The organism is Streptomyces sp. CB01201, assembly GCF_002803085.1.
GTDB lineage: Bacteria > Actinomycetota > Actinomycetes > Streptomycetales > Streptomycetaceae > Streptomyces > Streptomyces hundungensis.
The window spans coordinates 295350-310548 of record NZ_NNBJ01000004.1 but is presented as its reverse complement, the minus strand read 5'-3'; the positions used below and the strand labels follow the sequence as shown (position 1 = coordinate 310548).

Sequence of the window (15199 nt, the reverse complement as noted above, 5' to 3'; positions counted from 1 at the left end):
GCTACGGTGCGGCTCGGTCACATACGGCTACGCCACCGCCGCTTCCGCCCCCTCACGCCGGGCCGCACGGCGGACGGCGGCCAGGGCGGGGTCGAGCGACGGCACGGCGGCGAGCAGCTGCCGGGTGTACGGGTCCTTCGGCTCGCCGTACACCACGTCCACCTCGCCCTCCTCCACGATCCGGCCCTGGCGCATCACGGCGACCCGGTCACTGACCTGCCGCACCACGGCGAGGTCGTGCGCGACGAAGACCAGCGCCAGGCCGAGCTCGCGCTGCAACTCGGCCAGTAGTTCGGTGACTTGGGCCTGGGTGGTGACGTCCAGGGCCGATACCGGCTCGTCGCAGACGATGAGCTTCGGTTCGGCGGCCAACGCCCGTGCGATGCCCACGCGTTGGCGCTGCCCGCCGCTGAACTCGTGCGGGTAGCTGTCGTAGCGGTCCGGGTCGAGCCCCACGCGCGCCAGGAGTTCGGCGACGCGGGCCCGGATGCGGGTGTCGTCGCGTTCGCCTGCCGCGCGGAGGGGGTCGGCCACGGATTCGCCGATGGAGCGGCGGGGGTTGAGGGAGGAGACGGGGTCCTGGAACACCATCTGGACGTCGCCGGTGCGGGTGACGCGTCCCGCGCTGGGTTCGAGGAGGCCGACCAGCATGCGGCCCAGGGTGGTCTTGCCGCTTCCGCTCTCGCCGACGATGCCGAGGGTTTCGCCCCGGCGGACGTGGAGGTCGACGCCGTCGACGGCGTCGAACGCGGCGCGCCCCCGCCCGAACCGCTTCCGAAGCCCAACGGCTTCCATCACGAGGCCCTCGCCTGCGGCGGGCTCCTCCCCCACCCCGCCCCTTCCCGAACCCCTCCGGGGGGATGGGACGGCTGCGGACCGTGCGTGGCTGGTCGCGCAGTTCCCCGCGCCCCTGGCAGGGCTGGGCTCGGCCCCCTCTGCCACTGCGGGCCACGCAGGGCCCGTCGCTCTGTCCGTGCTGGGCTCGGCGGCATCTTCAGCCCGTCCGGCGTTTGAGGACGAGCGCCGTTCAGGCGCGAACGGGGTCCGGGGCGGAGCCCCGGCGGCCTCCGTCCCCGGGCTGGGGGAAAGCCTCGGCACCGCAGACAGCAGCGCCTTCGTATACGACTCCCTCGGCGACGCCAGGACCGAGCCGACCGGCCCCCGTTCCACCTCCCGCCCCGCCCGCATCACCAGGACCTCGTCCACGCTCTCCGCCGCGACCCCCACGTCGTGGGTGACCAGGAGCAGCCCGAGTCCGGTGTCGCGCCGCAGATCGTGCAGCAGATCGAGGATCTGCGCCTGGACGGTCACGTCGAGCGCCGTCGTCGGCTCGTCCGCGATCAGCAGTCGCGGTTCGCAGGCCAGCGCCATCGCGATGAGCGCCCGCTGTCGCATACCGCCGCTGAACTCGTGCGGACGGGAACGGGACTTGCGGGCCGCGTCCGGAATGCCGACCCGGTCGAGGACCGTGATCGCCCGCGCCCGGGCGGCCCGCCGCGAGCCGCCCTTGTGGACCCGGTACACCTCGGCGATCTGGTCGCCGATCGTGTAGTACGGGTCGAGCGAGGACAGCGGGTCCTGGAACACCATCGCCGCCAACCCACCCCGCAGCGACCGGAGTTCGGCGTCGGAGGCGGCGACCACGTCGACCCCGCCCACCCGGATCGCGCCCGAGACCCGCGCCCCGGTGCCCCGGTGCAGCCCGAGCAGCGCGTACGCCGACGCGCTCTTGCCGGAGCCGGACTCGCCGACCACGCCGAGCGCGGCGCCGGGCTCAAGGGTGAAGGAGAGGCCGTCGACGGCCCGGACATCACCGAAGGAGACGTGCAGGTCGGCGACCTCCACCAGCGGCGCCCCAGCAGGAACCGGCGTCATGACAGCACCACCCGTCGATCGGCCATCGCGTACAGGACGTCCGCCACGGCATTGGCAAGCACCACGAAGAATCCGGTGGTCAGGACCACGCCGACCACCACCGGCAGGTCGACCGTGCGCACCGACTCCACGAGCTGGCGGCCGATGCCGGGGATGCCGAAGAGCGTCTCGGTGAGCACCGCGCTGCCGAACATCGTGCCCGCGTCGAGCGCGCTGAGCGCGATGACGGGGGCGACCGCGCCGCGCAGTGCGTGGCGCCCGACGATGGCCCGCTCGGTCAGGCCGTACGCGCGGAACGTCCGCACATGGTCCTCGGCGAGCGTCTCCAGCATCGAACTCCGGGTCAGCCGTGCGTACTTGGCCGACTCGATCAGGGCCAGGGAGAACCAGGGCAGCAGCAGGCCCCAGAACCACTGTTCCGGGTTGTCGGTGAACGGCACGTACTGCGGGAACGGCAGCCACTGGAGCGTGGAGCAGAGGATGATGATCAGCAGCAGGCCGATGACGAACACCGGCGTGGACGTGCCGGCCAGGGTCAGCCAGGTGAGCAGCCGCTCCACGACTCCCCCGCGCTTCCACGCGGAGAGCACCCCGGTGCCGACGCCGATGAGCAGCCACAGCGCGAACGCGCCGATCACGAGCGAGCCGGTGACCGGGAGCTTGCCGAGGATGAGGTCGGTGACCTGTTCGTCGGTGCGGTAGGACTGGCCGAGGCAGGGCGCGGAGCAGTGGACCACTCCCGTTCCGGAGGAGAAGTCGCGTCCGGCGAAGATGCCCTGGACGAAGTGGCCGTACTGGAGGTACAGCGGATCGTCGAGCCCCAACTTGTCGTGGACCAGGGCAACTTGCTGCGGTGAGCAGCGTTCGCCGCAGACGATCTGGGCGACGTTGCCGGGGGCCACGTAGAAGACGGCGTACACGACGACGGAGAGCGCGAGGAGCACGAAGACGGCTCCGGCGATCCGCCGCAGCAGAAAGCCCGTGAAGCCGTTCAACTTGCTTTCTCCTCAAGGGACTTGGCGGATTCGATGGCGGGGCCGGGTTCGGCGGCCCGGGCGGCTTCCGCGGCCCTGTTCTGCTTGCGCGTGCCGACCCGCAGGCGGGACGCCGCCCTCGGGTCGAGCGCGGTGCGGACCCCCTCGCCGATCACGGTCAGGGAGAGCACCGTGAGGAACAGGAGCCCGGCCGGCAGGAGCAGATAGGTGGGCGCCGCCTGGTACCAGGTGTTGGCGTCGGTGAGCATCTGCCCCCAGGACGGGGTGGGCGGCTTGATGCCGACGCCCAGGAAGGACAGCGCCGCCTCGGCCACCACGTTGCTGGGGACGAGCAGGACCGCGTAGGTGATCACGGGCGCGGCGAGGGCGGGAAGCAGCTCGCGGCGGGCGATCGCCCAGGTGCTCCAGCCGCTGAGCCGGGCCGCCGAGACGTGGTCCAGGGTCTTGAGCGACAGGGCGCCGGCCCGCACGATCTTCGAGGTGCCGAACCAGCCGAGCCCGGCGATGATCAGCGTGATCAGGACCGGCCGCGGGATCGAGGCGGGCGCCACGGCGAGCAGGCCGAGCGTGATGACGAGCATGGGCAGGGCGGCCGCGACATCGGTGACGCGGCTGACGATCTGGTCGGCCCAGCGGCCGCCGAGCGCGGCGAACAGGCCGAGCCCGACGCCGAGCGCGACCTGGATGAGGGTGGCCACGAAGGCGACGCCGAGCGAGACACGGGCGCCGTAGACGATCCGGGCGAACAGGTCGCGGCCGGTCTGCGGCTCGACGCCGAGCCAGTGGTCGCCGCTGATCCCGCCGAAGGAGCCGATCGGCACTCCGCCGCTGGCCGAGTCGACGAGCGCGGGGTGGTAGGCGTTGGGATCCTGGCCTTCGAGTGCGGTGAGCAGCGGGGCCGCGAGCGCGACCAGGACGAGCAGGGCGAAGACGGCCGCCGCGGCGGTGACCGCGCGCTGGGCGCGCAGCCGCCGCCAGAAGAGGCGACCGCCGGGGGCGGGCGTCGCGACGACGCCCGCTCCGGTGGTCAACAGGGCTTCGGACATGGTTACTTGACCGCGACCTGCGAGATGTCGAGCACGCCGGTCCAGTCGCTGATGACGACGTTCTTGACGTCCTTGCCGACGAGCCGCTTGTAGACGGGGTGGAACAGCGGCACGACCACGGCCTGCTCGCCGATCTTCTTGTCGAGCGCGCCCCAGCGCGGGGCGGCGGCGGCCAGATCGGTCAGCTTGTTGATCTCGTCGATCTCGTTGTTGACGGAGGGGTCGTTCAGGAAGCCGGTGTTGAAGTTCGCGCCGTCCTGGACGATCTGACGGCCGTCGAAGATCGGCGCGAGGAACGGCCCGCCGGAGGGCCAGTCGGCGCCCCAGCCGCGCAGGAAGAAGCCGGGCTCCTTCTTGGTGCTGGCGACGGTGTCGTTGTAGTCGTTGCCTTCGAGGCCCTGGAGCTTGACGGTGATGCCCGCCTTCTTCAGGGCGTCCTGGAGGGCGGTGGCGACTTCGGGTCCCTTGGGGCCGCCCTTGGCGTTGGAGTGGGTGAGCGTGACGGTCAGGCCGTCGGCGTAGCCCGCCTCCTTCAGAAGCTCCTTGGCCTTGTCGGCGTTGCCGGACGCGCCCGCCGGGAACGGGTCGTAGGGGGTGTACCCGAAGGCCTTCTGGTTCGGCAGGAAGGTGGTGGCGGGCTCGGCGAGCGAGGAGCCGCCCACGGCGTTGACGGCCGAGGAGCGGTCGACGGCGTAGGCGATGGCCTGGCGGACCTTGGGGTTGTCGAACGGCTTCACGTTCGGGTTGAACGCGATGTAGTTGGTGTAGCCGAAGTGCCCGGTGCCGACCCGCGCGGCGAGCTGCTTGTCGCTGGTGACCTTGGCCAGCTCGGCCGGGCCCAGATTGGTGTCGGTGGTGACGGCGGCGGCGTCCGGGCCCTGCGAGGCGGAGAGCCGCTGGTTGATGACGGCCTGGTCGAGCCCGGAGCGCACGTCGATGGTGTCCGGGTAGGCCTTGCGCTCGGGGTCGGTCGCCTCGGACCAGTTGGGGTTGCGCTCCAGGACGAGGTGCTCGCCGTCGTTCTCGTTCTTGACGACCTTGTACGGGCCCGAGGAGACGGGGTGCTCCTCGTACTTGGTGCCGTTGTCCTTGGCCTTGGGGACGGGGGCGAACTGCGTCTGGGTGGCCAGGAAGGGGAACTCGCCCTCGGGCTTGTTCAGATGGAACACGATGGTCTTCGCGTCCGGCGTCTCGATCGAGTCGAGGCCCTTGCCGCCGTCCTTGTAGGGGCCCGTGTACTTGGCGCCGCCGACCAGCCAGTCCCTCAAGTACGGTGCGCCGCCCGAGAGTTCGGCCGCGAAGGAGCGCTCGATGCCGTACTTGATGTCGGCGGTGGTGATCGGGCTGCCGTCCTCGTACTTGAGGCCGTCCTTGAGCGTGTACGTCCATACGGTGGCGTCCGCGTTGGGCCGGCCCGTGTCGGTGGCGAGGTCGGGCACCACCTTCGTGCCCTCGGCGCCGCTCGCGCGCTTGCGGGTGGTCAGGGTGCGGAAGACGAGCGAGGGCACGTTGCCGCCGCCGGAGGTGTAGAGCCGGGCCGGGTCGAAGTCGGTCTGCGCCTCGTTGTTGAGGACGCTGAGCGTGCCGCCCTTCTGGGGCGTGCCGGACGCCGCGGACCCCGCGCTCTTGGCGCCGCTGTCCTCGGGGCCGCAGGCGACGGCGCCTACGGCGAGAACCACGGCTATCGCGGCCGCTCTTGCGACATTCCCTGACGAAATGGACGTGTGACGCATCGGAAGGAGACCTCTCGGTGACTGCGGGGCAGGGCGGCGGAAACGGGCGCCCGCAGCACCGGAGGGAAAAAGGGGGTGGCTGCGCCCGTGTGCGGAGACCGTGCGGAAGCACGGAAATGCCCGGGCGCAAAAAAGGAAAAGGGAAAAGTCGAACGCGCTCGGGACGGCGTCAGCTACAGAGAATGTCGGCCACGCTGTGCCCGGTCACGCCGATGAGCGCCAGCTCGATGGCGGCGCGTTCGGGGGTGGCGTGACGGTGCGACATGCCGAGAAATATGAACGAACCGCTGTTCACTGTCAATCGAGAACGAGACGGCCGTCCCACATGCTGGGACATGTCGCACCGTTGCGGCTCAACTCTGCGGATACACCCAGGGGTTGGGCCGGCACTTGATCCCGTCGATGTCCAGGGACTTGGTCTGCTGCTGCATCACCGGGGCGAGCGCGCCGGGCGTGCGGCAGCTCACATGGTTGTGCCCGAGCCGGTGGCCGACCTCGTGGTTGATGAGCATCTGGCGATAGGTGAACATCGCCTTGTCCCAGCCGTACGTCACCGAGCCCTGCGCCCAGCGGAACGCGTTGATCATCACGCGGTCGGTGGCGGCCGAGTCGCAGGAGACGTTGTCCTCGGTGGTGTCCAGGCCCGACTTGGCGCACCAGACGCCGGTGGTCCCGGGGCTCGCCAGGGTGACCACGAAGTCCGGCTTGCCCGAGGAGATCCGCTCGAAGGTCATGTCCCCGCCGTGCGCCCAGCTGCGGTCGTCGTTCAGGGTCTTCTGCACGGCCTCGGCGAACAGCGCGCCGTCGAGGCCGAGGCCCTGCTCGATGTCCACCTGGTAGCGGTACTTGTGGCCCTTGCCCGGCGCCGCGTCGGACCCGGGCACGGTGTCGAAGTTGCCGGACGCCTTGAACTTGGGGTCCATCGGGTACTGCTGCGCCATCTTCTGGTCGTACGTCAGGACCGCGGGCGCGATCTGCGGAGTGGAGCGGCCGCTGCCCCGGGAGGCCGAGCCGTCGTCCTCGCGCCCCTTCTCGTCCGCGGACCGGCCGGCCGCGTCGTGCTTGTTCCCGGCCGAGGTGACCTGCCCGGCGACGACGACCGCGAGCACGGTGGTCACCGCGGCGGCCGCGATCCCGGTGAAGGTCCGCCCCTTGGACACCTTGGAGCCCTTGGGCGCCTTCGGCTTCGCCTCGGGCCCGGGTGCGGGCGGCTCCTCGCGCAGCTGCGCCGGAACGCCGATGGTGCGCTGCTTGCCGGTGTCGCCGGCGCCGGCGCCGGTCCCGGTACCGGCTTCCGCGCCGGTGCGGGGGCCGGAATCGGGCCCCGGCCCGTCGAAGGCCTCGGTGTAGGAGCGACGCGGGCCCGGAATGCGCGGGCCCCCGGTGTTGAGCGGGGTGCCGAGGTGGGCCGGGCGCGGCTTGCCGTGCCATTCGCCGTAGCGGGGTTTGGCCCCGCTCGCGGGGCCGTCCTCGTCGTGCTGCGGATGTCCGCCGCGCACCTGCGGGGTGCCGAAGGCGGGGGTGCCTGCGCCGTGCCGGTCCTCGGAGACCTCCTGCGGCGCCTGCCGTCTGCGCCGGCCGCCGCCGGAGGCGACGGCCTGCTCGGCCCCGGTGGCCGGTGGCGCCTGGGATATCGGCGCCGCTTCGCCGTCTTCCCTGGGTCGGCTGTGTCGTCCCACGCCCCGGATCAGCTCCTGTTTCCTCGGTCGGCGCCGCGGTGGCCGCCGCCGGCGCTCTCGTCGATCAGTTCCCGTACGGCCTGCGCGACCGTCTCGGGGTACTCCATCATCGCCACGTGCCCGGCATCGGGCAGGGTAAGCAGCCGCGAATCCCGGAAGGCGGCCGCCGCCCGGCGGGCCATCCGGAACGAGACGAGCTGGTCGCGCGCCCCGTACACCAGCAGCGTCGGCGCGAGCACCCGCTCCGCCTGCCGCCACAGCCCGTGCTGGCCGCCCAGCGTGTACGCGTCCACGATGCCACGGGCCGAGCGGGCCATCGCGTCCCAGAAGTACGGCAGTTGGAGGCGCCGCTCCATCTCGTGCACGGCGGCCTCGAACCCCTCGGGGCTGACCCGGCCCGGGTCTCCGTAACAGAGGGCCATCACCCCGCGGGTGCGGTCCTCGGCGTTCCAGTCCTTGGTCAGCCGCGCGAACAGGGTGGCCACGCCCGGCAGCGCGACGAGCGCGGTGGGCCAGGCGCTGCGCTGGACGCGGAGCTCCGGCAGCGCGGGCGAGACCAGCGTGAGCGTGCGCACCAGGTCGGGGCGGACGGCCGCGACGCGGGTGGCGACCGCGCCGCCCAGCGAGTTGCCGATGAGGTGGACCGGGCCGCGGTCCGAGGAGTCGAGGAGGCGAATCACGGCGCGGGCGTGGCCGGTGACCGAGTAGTTGCCGTCGTCCGGCGGCGGGGAGTCCCCGAAGCCGGGCAGGTCGAGCGCCTCGCCGTCCAGCCGGTCGGCGAGCAGCGGCATCAGGGCCGACCAGTTCTGCGAGGAGCCGCCGAGCCCGTGGACGTACAGCGCGGGTTCGCGACCGGGGCGGGCGTCGCCGGGCCGGGACCGGACGGTCAGGGTGAGGCCGGGCAGGCTCACGGAACGCAGTTCCTCGCCCTCCGCGACCCCGACCGCGCCCACGCGTGGTGCCAGCGAGGCAGCGGCGAGGGTTTCCGGCAGCTCGGTCGAAGACATGCGGCAATGTTACGAGACGATCACACCGTGGTTCATGTGTTCGCCGTCACAGGCCGTATAGCGGCCGGCGCCGGGAACTCCTAGGCTCGTAGGGAAGCCCCCGAATCACTCGTAGTGGACGAAAAGGGAGCAGTCATGTCCGTCGATCCCAGCGATCCGGAAACCTTCCAGGAAGAAGAGGGCGGCACGGCCGAGCTGCCCGAGGAGACCCCCGAGGCGGACGCGGCCGAACAGCACGCGAACGTACGACAGGACCGCGACGACCCGCTGAGCGGCGTCGATCCCGGCGCGGCCAACGAGGCGGACATCGCCGAACAGGCGCGCGTGGTCGCCCTGGACGAGGACGACTACCGATGATTTGTTCGGTTTACCTCGGGTATCTCCGGCTGTCCAGCACGTCCGGTCCGTGAAATTCTGCGTTCGCACCGCGCACAGCCGGGTTACCCAAAAGTACGATGGCGGCGCGCGTACATCGCGCACCAGATCAACTTTGGGAGGCGGCGTGACAGCCATCGAGCAGACCGAGGCGGCGCGCCCGCGAGGCACGCGCCTGCCGCGCCGGGCCCGCCGCAATCAGCTCCTGGGCGCGGCCCAGGAGGTTTTCGTCGCGCAGGGTTACCACGCGGCCGCCATGGACGACATCGCGGAACGCGCGGGCGTCTCGAAGCCGGTGCTCTACCAGCACTTCCCCGGCAAGCTTGAGCTCTACCTGGCCCTTCTGGACCAGCACTGCGAGTCGCTGCTGCACGCGGTGCGCACCGCGCTCGCGTCGACGACGGACAACAAGCTCCGGGTCGCGGCGACGATGGACGCCTACTTCGCGTACGTCGAGGACGAGGGCGGCGCCTTCCGGCTCGTCTTCGAGTCGGACCTGACCAACGAGCCGGCCGTGCGCGAGCGCGTGGACCGGGTCAGCCTCCAGTGCGCCGAGGCGATCTCGGACGTCATCGCCGAGGACACCGGCCTGTCCAAGGACGAGTCGATGCTGCTCGCCGTGGGCCTCGGCGGAGTCTCCCAGGTGGTGGCCCGCTACTGGCTCTCCAGCGAGTCGACGATCCCCCGCGACAAGGCGGTGGCGCTGCTCACCTCGCTGGCCTGGCGGGGCATCGCCGGCTTCCCGCTGCACGGCACCGAGGGGCACTGAGCGGCCTCCGACCGGATCGTTCCCGGATCATTCCCGGATCCTGTTCGCTCCTGGCGTTCGGCCACCGGCCATTTCCGGTCGTCTCCCCGGGCTAATGTGTGCAGCGTACGGCGCGGCTGACCGCGCACCGCACGAGGTCGGAGGGACTTAGCCGTGGAGGTCAAGATCGGCGTGCAGCACGCGCCCCGGGAGATCGTTCTGGAGAGCGGGCAGTCCGCCGAACAGGTCGAGAGCGCGGTATCCGACGCCCTCGCCGGCAAGGCGCAGCTGCTCAGCCTCACGGACGACAAGGGCCGCAAGGTCCTGGTGCCGGCCGACAAGATCGCATACGTGGAAATCGGCGAACCCTCGGTCCGCCGCGTGGGCTTCGGCGCCCTGTAGTACACGGCACGCAACGGAAGGGGGCCACCGGTTCGCACCGGTGGCCCCCTTCCGCATGCCCGGGGAAAGCCGGTCCGGCGGTACCGCCGGGGCCCGTTCCGCGGCTCGGGGCGGCCCGCCCGCCTTGCTTCCTCCCGGTGAGGGGAGGGTTGCGTTCCGCGAGCCTCGGGTAGGACGGCTTGTGACCGGTTCCGCCCTGGCCGCACCCCTGGGAGGCGACGTAATGCTGCTGGAAGCCCTTGGCTCCGTACTGCTGGGATTCGCCCTCGCGTGGGCTGCCGTGGCCCGGCTGTCCCACCGACTGCCCGACCGCCGTACGGTGCTCGGAGTCGGTCCGCTCGCCGGGCTCTTCGGCGCCTTCCTGACCCACTCCGCGATCGGCCCCGGCCACGGTGTGATCACCTTGCTCGGCGCCACGTTCGTCGCGTCCGTCACGCTCTCGCTGCTGCTGCGGCCGACGCGCCGCCTGCGCCGGTGGGCGGCGTAGGCGGCGCTCCCGCCCGCTTCTTGAGCGGGCGTCAGCCGTGCGCGGCCGTCGCCGGCTAGGCGGCCAGGCCCAGCGCGGCCATCCGCTTGGTGTGGGCCTTGGTGATCCGCGTGAACATCTCACCGACGGCCGCGAGGTCGAAGCCCGCGGCCACCCCGTCCACCCCGCCGACCAGCATCGTCGAGAGCGCGTCGCGCTCGGCGACCACGCGCTGGGCCTGCGAGAGCGCCTCGCCCATCAGCCGGCGGGCCCACAGCGCGAGCCGGCCGCCGACGCGCGGGTCCGCCTCGATCGCGGCGCGCACCTTCTCCACGGCGAAGTTGCCGTGCCCGGTGTCGTCGAGGACCGACAGGACCAGGGAGCGGGTGTCGGAGTCGAGGTGGTTGGCGACCTCGCGGTAGAAGTCGCTGGCGATCGAGTCACCGACGTACGCCTTGACCAAGCCCTCCAGCCAGTCGGAAGGGGCGGTCTGCTGGTGGAAGTCGTCCAGCGCCTTGGCGAAGGGCTCCATCGCGGCCGTCGGCTCGGAGTCGATGTGGGCGAGCCGGTCCCGCAGCCGCTCGAAGTGGAGGAACTCCGCGGAGGCCATCTTCGCCAGCTCCGCCTTGTCCGCCAGGGTCGGCGCGAGCTTCGCGTCGTCGGCGAGCCGCTCGAAGGCCGCGAGCTCGCCGTAGGCGAGGGCGCCGAGGAGGTCCACGACCGCGGCGCGGTACTGGGGAAGCGCGGAGGCCGTCTCCCAGTCCTGGGCGGCGATCCCGGTGCGCTCGGGCTCCGGGGTGTTTTCTTCGGCTGCAGTGGCGTTGTCAGACGTCTCCATAAGCCGCACAATAGCCCGCCCGGGGCAGGCTGTAAGGGCCTGCTTGCTCACACCCGTACCACCGGTCCCGCGAATTCTCCCAACACACATGCGCGAATCCGGGGTACAGTGGTAATGCGCCCGGCGAGTATTTCGACGGGCCGCACGAATGAGGATGCCCGGTCGGTTGCTCCGGTCGGCTCCGACCCGACAGCCCTCCGCAGGGTACGTATCAGTACGTGCCACCGAAGAGGGATCCCTCAGCGGCACGAGCGCTTGAGCGACGGCAGTGGTCCCGCGCCACCCGGCAACCCGATCGAATCTGATCCCCCGCCGGATGAAATGGGCACGGTAAGACCCGCCGCGTTCGCCTCCGTACCGCGTCTCACAGAAGAGGCAGCACCCTGACTACGTTCCGAGAGCTCGGGATCCTTCCCGAGACCGCCGAAGCCCTTGAAGCCGTCGGCATCGTGTCCCCGTTCCCCATCCAGGAGCTGACGCTCCCGGTCGCCCTCTCCGGCACCGACATCATCGGCCAGGCCAAGACCGGCACCGGCAAGACGCTCGGCTTCGGTCTGCCGATCCTGGAGCGCGTGACCGTCCCCGCCGACGTCGAGGCCGGCCGGGCCACCAAGGACCGGCTGACCAACACTCCGCAGGCCCTCGTCGTCGTCCCGACGCGCGAGCTGTGCCAGCAGGTGACCAACGACCTGCTCACCGCGGGCAAGGTCCGCAATGTGCGCGTGCTCGCCATCTACGGCGGCCGGGCGTACGAGCCCCAGGTCGAGGCGCTCAAGAAGGGCGTCGACGTGATCGTCGGCACCCCGGGCCGCCTGCTCGACCTGGCCGGGCAGAAGAAGCTCGACCTGTCCCACGTCAAGACGCTGGTGCTCGACGAGGCCGACGAGATGCTCGACCTCGGCTTCCTGCCCGACGTCGAGAAGATCATCCAGCTGCTTCCGGCGAAGCGCCAGACGATGCTGTTCTCGGCGACCATGCCGGGCGCCGTCATCGGCCTCGCCCGCCGCTACATGTCGCAGCCCACGCACATCCGCGCCACGTCGCCGGACGACGAGGGCACGACGGTCGCCAACACCGCGCAGTACGTCTACCGCGCCCACTCCATGGACAAGCCGGAGATGGTCGCGCGCATCCTCCAGGCCGAGGGCCGCGGCCTCGCGATGATCTTCTGCCGTACGAAGCGGACCGCCGCGGACATCGCCGAGCAGCTCGCCAAGCGCGGCTTCGCCTCCGGCGCGGTCCACGGCGACCTCGGCCAGGGCGCCCGCGAGCAGGCGCTGCGTGCCTTCCGCAACGGCAAGGTCGACGTGCTGGTCTGCACCGACGTCGCCGCCCGCGGCATCGACGTCGAGGGCGTCACGCACGTCATCAACTACCAGTCGCCCGAGGAGGAGAAGACCTACCTCCACCGCATCGGCCGCACCGGCCGCGCGGGCAAGAAGGGCATCGCGATCACGCTGGTCGACTGGGACGACATCCCGCGCTGGCAGCTGATCAACAAGGCGCTCGACCTGAAGTTCCCGGACCCGGTCGAGACGTACTCCACCTCCCCGCACCTGTTCGAGGAGCTGAAGATCCCGGCCGGCACCAAGGGTGTGCTGCCCCGTGGCGAGCGCACCCGCGCCGGCCTCGCGGCCGAGGCGGTCGAGGACCTGGGCGAGACCGGTGGGCGCGGGCGCAAGTCCGCCGCCGCGGCTCCCGTGGTCACCGAGGAGCGTCCGGCGCGTACGCGTACGCCGCGTCAGCGTCGCCGCACCCGGGGCGGCACGCAGCTGGAGGGCGGCGAGGTCACCGCGCCTCCCGTCGCGACCCCGGTGGCCGAGGCCACCGAAACCGAGTCCGTGACCGAGCAGCGCACGCCGCGCCGTCGCCGCCGTACCCGCGTGGGTGCGCCGTCGACCGCGCCGCAGGCCGCGGCCCCGGTGATCGAGGCCGCGCCGATGGCCGTCGCCGTTGCCGAGGCGCCCGCCAAGACCGAGCCCGTCCGCAAGGCCGAGCCGACCGTCAAGGCGCAGGCCGTCCGCAAGGCCGAGCCGCGCAGGCGTTCCGCGCCGGTCGCCGCACCGCCCGTCGTCGAGCCGGTCGAGGCCAAGGCCGCGCGGCGCCGCCGGGTGCGCAAGGCCACCGAGCCCGAGGTCGGCTTCGTGACCCCCGAGTCGGCCGCGTTGGAGCTGGCCCGGGCCGCGAAGGCCCGGACCACCGCCGCGATGTCCGACGTCGCGGAGGCTCCGGCCGCCGCGGTCGCCGTGGCCGAAGCCCCGGTCAAGCCGAGGCGTACGCGGACGAAGAAGGCCGCCGAGCCGGTCGTCGAGGCGGCGCCGGTCGAGGCCGCCCCGGTCGCCGAGGCCGAGGCACCCGCCAAGCCCCGCCGCACCCGCGCCAAGAAGGTCGTCGAGACCGCGCCCGAGGCGGTCGCGGAGACGGCCGCCGAGGCCGAGGCCCCGGCCAAGCCGCGCCGGACCCGCAAGAAGGCCGCCGAAGCCGTCGTCGAGACGGTCGAGGCACCTGCGAGCGAGGCTCCCGCAGCCGAAGCGCCGGCCAAGCCGCGCCGCACCCGCGCCAAGAAGGCCGTGGAGTCCGTGGAAGCTGCGGCGGCCACGGAGGCCCCCGCCGAGGTGGCCGAGGCTCCGGCGAAGCCGCGTCGGACGCGGGCCAAGAAGGTCGTCGAGACCGCGCCCGAGGCGGTCGCGGAGACGGCCGCCGAGGCCGAGGCCCCGGCCAAGCCCCGGCGCACGCGCAAGAAGGCCGCCGAAGCCGTCGTCGAGGCCCCCGCGGCCGAGGCCGAGGCTCCGGCCAAGCCGCGCCGCACCCGCGCGAAGAAGGCCGCGGTCGCGCCCGAGGCGTGATCCGCACCGCCTGAAACGGCCCGGTCCCCCACGGGGGCACCGGGCCGTTCGCGTTCCCGCGCCGGGCTCCCGCGGGGCCGCCGGATACGCTCTACTCATGAGTAAGCCCCGCTCCCTCGCCCTTCCCGCCCGTACGCGTGCGTACCGGCTCGACACCCCGCGCCAGGAGTTCGCGGTGCTCGACTCACGGCCTCAGGGGCGGGTGCGGGGCACCGTGCTCCTGGTGCCCGGGTACACCGGGAGCAAGGAGGACTTCCTCGCGCTCCTCGACCCGCTGGCCGACGCCGGGTACCGGGCCGTGGCGGTCGACGGGCGCGGGCAGTTCGAGAGCCCGGGGCCGCGGCGCACCTCCGGGTACACCCCGCGCGCCCTCGGCACGGATGTGCTCGCGCAGGCCGCGGCCCTCGGTGACGGGCCCGTGCACCTCGTGGGGCACTCCTTCGGCGGCTTCGTGGCCCGCTCGGCGGCCCGCCTCGATCCGTCCGCCTTCCGCTCCCTGACGCTGCTGTCGTCCGGTCCCGGGCGGGTCGGCCCCGATCAGCGCACCAAGCTCCGGATGCTCCGGGCGGCGCTGCCGGTGCTGCCTCCTTCGTGGGTGTGGGCGGTGACGCAGTGGCTGGACGGCCGCGACCCGGCGTACGTCGCCGACCCGCCCGAGATCGTGTCCTTCCTCGAACGCCGCTGGTTCGGCACGCAGACCGCCCAACTCATCGCCACAGGGCGGCAGTTGAGGACAGAGCCGGACCGTACGGAGGGGCTTGCGGGGTTGCCGCTGCCGCTGCACGTGGCGTACGGCGAGGGGGAAATGGTGTGGACGGTGGGGGAGTTGGCGCATATGGCGCGCAGCGTGGGGGCTCGGCACACCGTCATCGCGGGGGCGGACCACTCCCCCAACGTCTCCCATCCGGGGGAACTGGCCTCGGCCCTGGCCGACTTCTGGACCACCTGAGCCGCGTCGGCCCGGTGGGGCTGTTCGCGCGGTTCCCCGCGCCCCTGGGCGGGCTGCCCGGCCCAGCACCGACCTCGCCGCTCCCGCGCCTTCCACTTCACCTGCGGACCGTGCGGGGCCGTTCGCGCAGTTCCCCGCGCCCCTAGGCAGCCCGCACGACCCAGCACCGATCATCACCAGCCCCGCCAGGGGCGCGGGGAACTGCGCGACCAGCCACCGGCGACCTGCGGACAGCCAGCG

14 protein-coding genes are annotated in these 15199 nt (G+C 72.2%); 6 read left to right on the top strand and 8 right to left on the bottom strand.

Annotation, left to right across the window (positions count from 1 at the left end):
- Positions 1-27: 27 nt before the first annotated feature.
- The 7 genes from CG740_RS11585 to CG740_RS11560 form a co-directional block, all read right to left on the bottom strand.
- Positions 28-1875 carry a dipeptide ABC transporter ATP-binding protein gene (locus tag CG740_RS11585; RefSeq protein ID WP_100574960.1) on the bottom strand — a complete coding sequence of 616 codons (1848 nt, stop codon included), beginning with the start codon at positions 1873-1875 and terminating at the stop codon, positions 28-30.
- A complete protein-coding gene (locus CG740_RS11580; RefSeq protein WP_100574959.1) occupies positions 1872-2870 on the bottom strand; it encodes an ABC transporter permease in 999 nt (332 codons plus the stop codon). Before CG740_RS11580 ends, CG740_RS11585 begins: the two co-directional genes overlap by 4 nt.
- On the bottom strand, positions 2867-3916 hold the full coding sequence (locus CG740_RS11575) for an ABC transporter permease (RefSeq protein WP_100574958.1): 1050 nt from the start codon (positions 3914-3916) through the stop codon (positions 2867-2869). The genes CG740_RS11580 and CG740_RS11575 overlap by 4 nt, the downstream gene beginning before the upstream one ends.
- Before the next feature lie 2 nt (positions 3917-3918).
- On the bottom strand, positions 3919-5649 hold the full coding sequence (locus CG740_RS11570) for an ABC transporter substrate-binding protein (RefSeq protein WP_100574957.1): 1731 nt from the start codon (positions 5647-5649) through the stop codon (positions 3919-3921).
- A gap of 169 nt (positions 5650-5818) precedes the next feature.
- Entirely contained in the window at positions 5819-5914 is a 96-nt protein-coding gene (locus CG740_RS41720) for an Ms4533A family Cys-rich leader peptide (protein WP_317617795.1), read from the bottom strand.
- An 88-nt stretch (positions 5915-6002) separates the two neighbouring features.
- Positions 6003-7328: a DUF3152 domain-containing protein gene (locus tag CG740_RS11565; protein WP_234376195.1), complete on the bottom strand. Its 1326-nt coding sequence runs from the start codon at positions 7326-7328 to the stop codon at positions 6003-6005.
- 8 nt (positions 7329-7336) lie between these two features.
- A complete protein-coding gene (locus tag CG740_RS11560) occupies positions 7337-8335 on the bottom strand; it encodes an alpha/beta fold hydrolase (protein WP_100574956.1) in 999 nt (332 codons plus the stop codon).
- 135 nt (positions 8336-8470) lie between these two features.
- Here CG740_RS11560 and CG740_RS11555 point away from each other — a divergent pair, with 135 nt between their 5' ends.
- From CG740_RS11555 to CG740_RS11540, 4 genes are all read left to right on the top strand, one after another.
- On the top strand, positions 8471-8692 hold the full coding sequence (locus CG740_RS11555) for a hypothetical protein (protein ID WP_100574955.1): 222 nt from the start codon (positions 8471-8473) through the stop codon (positions 8690-8692).
- 145 nt (positions 8693-8837) lie between these two features.
- Positions 8838-9479: a TetR/AcrR family transcriptional regulator gene (locus tag CG740_RS11550; RefSeq protein ID WP_100574954.1), complete on the top strand. Its 642-nt coding sequence runs from the start codon at positions 8838-8840 to the stop codon at positions 9477-9479.
- Between the two features lie 153 nt (positions 9480-9632).
- Positions 9633-9860: a DUF3107 domain-containing protein gene (locus tag CG740_RS11545; protein WP_100574953.1), complete on the top strand. Its 228-nt coding sequence runs from the start codon at positions 9633-9635 to the stop codon at positions 9858-9860.
- 223 nt (positions 9861-10083) lie between these two features.
- On the top strand, positions 10084-10347 hold the full coding sequence (locus CG740_RS11540; protein WP_100575091.1) for a hypothetical protein: 264 nt from the start codon (positions 10084-10086) through the stop codon (positions 10345-10347).
- Between the two features lie 55 nt (positions 10348-10402).
- Here the strand turns inward: CG740_RS11540 and CG740_RS11535 are convergent, their stop codons facing one another.
- Positions 10403-11164, bottom strand: coding sequence for a ferritin-like fold-containing protein (locus tag CG740_RS11535; RefSeq protein WP_100574952.1), 762 nt, complete (start codon positions 11162-11164; stop codon positions 10403-10405).
- 383 nt (positions 11165-11547) lie between these two features.
- On the opposite strand from CG740_RS11535, the gene CG740_RS11530 reads away from it, so the two are divergent.
- Positions 11548-14010: a DEAD/DEAH box helicase gene (locus CG740_RS11530; RefSeq protein ID WP_100574951.1), complete on the top strand. Its 2463-nt coding sequence runs from the start codon at positions 11548-11550 to the stop codon at positions 14008-14010.
- Between the two features lie 97 nt (positions 14011-14107).
- On the top strand, positions 14108-14959 hold the full coding sequence (locus CG740_RS11525) for an alpha/beta fold hydrolase (protein ID WP_100574950.1): 852 nt from the start codon (positions 14108-14110) through the stop codon (positions 14957-14959).
- Positions 14960-15199 lie beyond the last annotated feature (240 nt).

What these genes read in the sequence shown, in the direction of transcription:
- CG740_RS11585 (WP_100574960.1), bottom strand. Translation starts at nt 1,875, where the DNA reads ATGACGCCGGTTCCTGCTGGGGCGCCGCTGGTGGAGGTCGCCGACCTG.
- CG740_RS11575 (WP_100574958.1), bottom strand. Translation starts at nt 3,916, where the DNA reads ATGTCCGAAGCCCTGTTGACCACCGGAGCGGGCGTCGTCGCGACGCCC.
- CG740_RS11570 (WP_100574957.1), bottom strand. Translation starts at nt 5,649, where the DNA reads ATGCGTCACACGTCCATTTCGTCAGGGAATGTCGCAAGAGCGGCCGCG.
- CG740_RS41720 (WP_317617795.1), bottom strand. Translation starts at nt 5,914, where the DNA reads ATGTCGCACCGTCACGCCACCCCCGAACGCGCCGCCATCGAGCTGGCG.
- CG740_RS11560 (WP_100574956.1), bottom strand. Translation starts at nt 8,335, where the DNA reads ATGTCTTCGACCGAGCTGCCGGAAACCCTCGCCGCTGCCTCGCTGGCA.
- CG740_RS11555 (WP_100574955.1), top strand. Translation starts at nt 8,471, where the DNA reads ATGTCCGTCGATCCCAGCGATCCGGAAACCTTCCAGGAAGAAGAGGGC.
- CG740_RS11540 (WP_100575091.1), top strand. Translation starts at nt 10,084, where the DNA reads ATGCTGCTGGAAGCCCTTGGCTCCGTACTGCTGGGATTCGCCCTCGCG.
- CG740_RS11535 (WP_100574952.1), bottom strand. Translation starts at nt 11,164, where the DNA reads ATGGAGACGTCTGACAACGCCACTGCAGCCGAAGAAAACACCCCGGAG.
- CG740_RS11525 (WP_100574950.1), top strand. Translation starts at nt 14,108, where the DNA reads ATGAGTAAGCCCCGCTCCCTCGCCCTTCCCGCCCGTACGCGTGCGTAC.